This is a genomic window from Mesorhizobium sp. M2C.T.Ca.TU.002.02.1.1, from assembly GCF_003997225.1.
The window spans coordinates 1-4040 of sequence record NZ_RZTO01000576.1 but is presented as its reverse complement, the minus strand read 5'-3'; the positions used below and the strand labels follow the sequence as shown (position 1 = coordinate 4040).

Annotated in this window: 4 protein-coding genes; 2 read left to right on the top strand and 2 right to left on the bottom strand. The window is 66.5% G+C overall.

The features are described from left to right. Positions 1 to 913: SMP-30/gluconolactonase/LRE family protein (locus tag EOD07_RS25265; RefSeq protein ID WP_164772506.1), on the top strand; the 913-nt coding region annotated here is incomplete at its 5' end. Between the two features lie 53 nt (positions 914 to 966). Beyond that, positions 967 to 1896 (top strand): LysR substrate-binding domain-containing protein, encoded by a 930-nt coding sequence (locus EOD07_RS25260; RefSeq protein WP_041001807.1) that lies wholly within the window; start codon positions 967 to 969, stop codon positions 1894 to 1896. Between the two features lie 27 nt (positions 1897 to 1923). Here EOD07_RS25260 and EOD07_RS25255 read toward each other — a convergent pair whose 3' ends face one another. Beyond that, entirely contained in the window at positions 1924 to 3297 is a 1374-nt protein-coding gene (locus tag EOD07_RS25255) for an MmgE/PrpD family protein (RefSeq protein ID WP_127237356.1), read from the bottom strand. 20 nt (positions 3298 to 3317) lie between these two features. Further along, on the bottom strand, positions 3318 to 4040 hold a 723-nt coding region (locus EOD07_RS25250), incomplete at its 5' end, for an NAD(P)-dependent oxidoreductase (protein WP_164772505.1).

Genomic DNA, 4040 nt, shown 5'->3' with positions numbered 1-4040 from the left:
GTCCTGCTACGAGATCATCGACCCGCGCTTCGGCGACCTTATCGATCCGGTCGCCTTCCTCGAAACGCTGCACACCGGCAACCGCTGGGCGGAAGGGCCGGTCTATTTCGCCGACCTGCGCACGCTGGTGTGGAGCGATATCCCCAATGACCGCATGCTGCGCTGGGACGAGGAGACCGGCGCGGTTTCGCTGTTCCGCGGCAATGTCGCCAACCCGAACGGAAGCACCCGCGACCGCGAAGGCCGGCTCGTCACCTGCATGCAGGGCGAACGCCGCGTCGTGCGCACCGAATGGGACGGCTCGATCACCGTGCTCGCGGACTCCTTCGAGGGCAAGCGGCTCAATTCGCCGAACGACGTGGTGGTCAAGTCGGACGGCAGCGTATGGTTCACCGATCCCAATTACGGCATCATCTCCGATTATGTCGGGCGGCGCGCCGATCAGGAACAGTCCGGCTGCCGCGTCTACCGCATCGATCCGCAATCCGGCCGCGTCACCGTTGTCGCCGACGATTTCTCAATGCCCAACGGCCTTGCCTTCTCGCCGGACGAGAAGACGCTCTACATCGCCGATTCCGGCTATCTGACCGACCGCAGCGCGCCGCACCACGTCAGGTCGTTTGACGTTGCCGGCGACAGGCTGGTAAATTCCCGCGTGTTCGCCGAAATATCGCCCGGTATTCCGGACGGGTTCCGTATCGATATCGCCGGTAACCTCTGGATCAGCGCCTGGGACGGTGTCCAGTGCCACACGCCGGCCGGTGAATTGATCGGCAAGATCCTGGTGCCGGAAATGGTGGCGAACGTCGCGTTTGGCGGCGCGCGGCACAATCGGCTGTTCATCACGGCGACAACTTCGGTCTATGCCGTGTTCCTGAACGTGCGCGGCCTGAAGTATCCGTTCCGCACGTAGGGATCGAAGGCTTCGGGCAGGGCACTGCCCGGCGGCGGGTTGGGTGGTTTGAGTTGGACACGAAGCAGCTACAGGTCTTCATCGCGGTCGGCTCGGCGGGCAGCTTCTCGAAGGCCGCCCTCGACCTCAACGTCACTCAGCCGATGATCACGCGTCATATCCGCGGGCTCGAGGAGGAACTGGGCGTCGAGTTGTTCCACCGCAATGGCCGCGGCGTGGTGCTGACCGAAGCCGGCGCGCTCCTGAAATCGCACGCCGACGAAATCGTCGAGCGCATGCGGCTCGCGCAGAACGCCGTGTCCAATCTCAGGGCTTCGCCGCGCGGCAGGCTGGTGCTTGGCGTGCCGCCCTCCGTCGGCACGGTGCTGACGGTGCCGCTTGTCAAGAAGATCAAGAACGAGTTCCCGAACGTCGCCTTGCAGGTCATCGAGGGATTCAGCGGCCATATCCTGGAATGGCTGATCGCCGGCCGCATCGACGCGGCGGTGCTCTACAATTCGCCCAACCACCCTTCGGTGCTGACCGAGCCGCTCGCCGATGACGAGCTTTTCCTGATCGGCCCGGCGCTGACCGAGCCTCTGCTGCCGCGCGGCCCCGTCAGCCTCAACGTGCTTGCCGAACTGCCGATGATCCTGCCGAGCCGGCCGCACGGCCTGCGGCGGCTGATCGACAACATCGTCGCCGAGCACGGCATCTATCCCCGCATCGAGATGGAACTGGAGGCGATGCCCTCGACGCTGCTGCTTGTCGAGGAGGGCGGTGGCTACACGGTCCTGCCCTATGCCTCCGTGCATCTGCTTGCCGAAGCCGGTCGGATCGAGGTCTGGCCGTTCGAGCCGCAGATCACGCGCAAGCTGATCCTTGCGACCTCGTCGCAGAAGCCGATGTCCTCGACATTCCGTCCGCTGTTCCGCGCCGTGCGCACGGAATTGAGGGACATCATCTCCACCCATGTCTGGAAGCCGCCGCAGCACAATCGCTGAGGCTGGTGCGAGGCGGCGGCCCGCAGCTTACGGGTTCGGCCGGGCCAGCGCCATGATCGCAGCAACGTCGCTCGCCTCGCGCAGCGCCCACAGCCGGTCGGCCAGCGCCCCGGCATCGATCGCCGGGCAGCCATAGCGGGCGAGGGCGGAGAATTTCTCGCGCAGCGCGGCATCCGTCATCGGCCGTGCCGGACTGCCGGTGGCGGCCAGCTCGCTCATCTCGAAACGCGACCCGTCGCTGCAGCGGACCGAGATATAGGCCGCTTCGACCGGAATGGCTTCGTCCGTTTCGATCGGGCGCACCTTGGCGCGCAATGCCCTCACGTCGGGATCGCTCACCGCCGCATCGCTGAAATCGGCCGCACCGGCCGTGCCGCGCAACAGGGCGACGGCGATGGCATGCTGTGCGCTGACCTGCGCCTCCCGGCCTGTGGTGACGTCCGGCCTGTCTGCACGTGCCTTGAGCAGCGGGCAGCCGCGCACCGTGATGTCGCTGACGAGGTCGGCGGAGAAATCGGGCTTTCGGCGCAGCTTGAGGCAGGCGTCGATGACGGGGTTGAGCACCACGCCGCAAGGATATGGCTTGAACATGTTGCGCAGGTTTTCCCAGTCGCTGCCCAGCCCGCGCTCGATCAGCTCCGGCTGCGGCGCGTCGCATAACACCTTGAGGAAACCGCGCGGACCTTCGAGAGGCATCGGTGGCCCCTCGACGCCACCCTGCGCCATCAGCGCCGCAAGCAGGCCTCCGCGCGCGGCGGTGCCGACGCCGACGCTCTTGGCCGTGAAGCCCAATGTCTCGACAAGGCCCGACGCTTGGGCGGACGCATTACCGAAGGCCCAGAGGATTTCCTCCTCGCTGAGATCGAGCAGCTTCGCCGCGGCCGCGGCGGCGCCGAAGATCCCGCAGGTCGAGGTGATGTGCCAGCCGCGATTGTAGTGACCCGGCGAGATCGCGTTGCCGATCCGGCAGGTTACTTCCACGCCAAGAACGAAGGCATGCAGGAGCTCCGCCCCGCTGACCGGCCGGGTTTCGGCGAGGGCAAGGACGACGGGCGCCACGGGCGCGGTCGGGTGGATGATCGTGCCTTGATGGGTATCGTCGAAGTCGAACACGTTCATCGACGCCGCGTTGAGGAACGCCGCGGTCGGAGCATCGCGCCTGGCCTCATGACCGATCACGGTTGCCGACGCACCGGCGGAGAAAGGCGCGAGGCTCGCCGCAAGGCGCAGGATCGCCTGGTCGGACGAGCCGCCAAGCGCGGTGCCGACGCCGTTGAAGAGGGCACGCAGCGCATGCTCGCGCACCGGTTCGGGCACGTCTCGCCATTGCGCGTTGCGGACGAACGCCGCAAGCCGGCGCGACAGGCCCGGGGCAATCGCCTTAGGGGAAGGGGTGCTCATCGGATGCGTTCCGCCCGGCGTCAGGGCTGGGCCTTCTTGCCGGCAACCGTCACGCCGGCCCAACCTTCGATCGGCTTGATGATCTCGGTCAGGTCCGCATCCGCGCCGAGGTCGCTCTTCGCCACGGTCAGCAATTGTCGCACCGCGCCGCCGACGATCATCGGCACGCCCAGCGCGTCGCTCTCTTCGAGGCAGAGGCGGATGTCCTTGGCCGATAGGCCGATGGCGAAGCCGAAATCGAAGCCGCGGGTAAGCACGAATTTCGGGATCTTCGTCAGCGTTGCGTTGGAGCTGCCGCTGCCCGAATTGATGACCTCGAGCATCACGTCCGGATCGAGCCCGGCCTTGGTGCCGAGCACAAGCGCTTCCGATGCGATCGACAAGGCCGTCACCGACATCAGGTTGTTGATCACCTTGATCATCTGGCCCATGCCGGGCTCCAGGCCGACATGGACCGGTTTGCCGAGCGTTTCGAGGATCGGGCGGATCGTTTCCATCGTCGCGTCGTCGCAGGCGGCCATCATCGCCAGCGTGCCCTTTTCAGCGCCGCCGACGCCGCCGCTCACCGGGCAGTCGGCCAGCGCGATTGAGGCGGCCTTGAGGCCCTTCGCGACGAGGCGTTCCGTCCGCGGCCCCGTGGTGGAAAGGTCGATGACGATGCGTGCGCCCTTGACGGAAGCAAGCCCGTCGGGGTCGAGGCAAACGGCCTGCACGATCTCCGGCGTCGGCAGCGAAAGCAGCAC